The sequence below is a fragment of the Aeromonas cavernicola genome, from assembly GCF_002795305.1.
Taxonomy (GTDB): domain Bacteria; phylum Pseudomonadota; class Gammaproteobacteria; order Enterobacterales; family Aeromonadaceae; genus Aeromonas; species Aeromonas cavernicola.
Map to the genome: position 1 here is coordinate 1 of NZ_PGGC01000239.1, position 1,198 is coordinate 1,198.

1 protein-coding gene and 1 pseudogene are annotated in these 1,198 nt (G+C 64.9%); both read left to right on the forward strand.

Annotated elements, in window-relative coordinates; genetic code table 11:
* Nucleotides 1–86 precede the first annotated feature (86 nt).
* Nucleotides 87–971 (forward strand): ABC transporter substrate-binding protein, encoded by an 885-nt coding sequence (locus CUC53_RS18190; protein ID WP_100295398.1) that lies wholly within the window; start codon nt 87–89, stop codon nt 969–971.
* Nucleotides 968–1,198, forward strand: a pseudogene (locus CUC53_RS18195) (Fe(3+)-hydroxamate ABC transporter permease FhuB); the annotation flags it as partial. The gene CUC53_RS18190 and the pseudogene CUC53_RS18195, both read left to right, overlap by 4 nt.

The window sequence follows — 1,198 nt, forward strand, 5'->3', positions numbered from 1 at the left end:
GATGGAGGTCATTCGCCACCCGGCCTATGACCACGCCATCGCCATCGTCTGACCGGGGGGCTCTCTTGAACCGTTTATTGAAGAAGATGGCACCCTGCCTTATTAGCCTGCTGCTGCCACTAGCGGCGCAGGCCGACACATCCCCGATCGCCTCTGCACCGCTACCCCGTATCGCCACTGTCGACTGGACCATTGCCGAAACCTTGCTGGCGCTCGGGGTGACGCCGCTGGCGGTGGGGGATGCAGGCCCCTATCAGGCATGGGTCGGCGAGCCACGGCTACCCGCCGAGGTGGTGGATATCGGCCTGCGCACCCAGCCCAACCGCGAGCTGCTGGCGGAGCTCAAACCCGATCGCATCCTCATCTCGCCGCTGACGGCTCCGCTGGCACGAACTCTTTCCCGCATCGCGCCGGTGAGCACTATTGCCCTCTATGATGGGCAAACCGATCCGTGGCAGCGGCTGCACGAGGTGACCCTGACCCTCGCCCGCATGGTGGGCAAAACCGCCGAGGGCGAACGGCTGCTGGCCGGGTTGGATCAGGAACTGGCCAGTATGAAGGCCGGATTGCCTGCGGATCTGCCACCCCTGCTGGTGGTGCAGTTTATCGATGAGCGCCATGTGCGGGTGTTTGGTCGCCACAGCCTGTTCGATGCGGTGATGACGCGGCTCGGGCTGCGTAATGGCTGGCAGGAGCAGACCAATGACTGGGGTTTCTCGGTGGTCAGCATCGAGCAGTTTATGACCTTGCCAACCGCGCGGCTGGTGGTGGTCGAGCCCATTCCGGTCGGAGTGAGCGAACGGCTGCAGGAGCCTGGGCTGTGGCAGCATCTGCCGCTGGTACGCCAAGCCCCCGTGCTGCATCTGCCTGCGGTCTGGAGTTTTGGCGGCGTACTTGCCGCCCGCCGTTTCGCCGGTCTGCTCAGCGATGCATTGCTGCAAGATGCCGAGCGCATGGAGGCTGGCCGATGAAGCGCCTGCTCACATCGCCGCTGCTGCGGCCAGTCTCGATCCTGCTGGGGTTGACCCTCTTGCTCGCATATTGGGAGCTAGCTCGCCAGCTGCCCGGTGCGCTCTGGTGGCAGAGCCTGTTCGCCCCCAATCTGGCTGACGTCAGCCAAGCGGTGGTGCATTTCAGCTGGCTGCCCCGCTTGGTTGTCACCCTGCTGGCCGGGGCGGCGCTCGGCATCTTGCAGCAA

Coding starts and splice junctions, on each gene's coding strand:
- CUC53_RS18190 (WP_100295398.1), top strand. CDS start 87: ATGGCACCCTGCCTTATTAGCCTGCTGCTGCCACTAGCGGCGCAGGCC.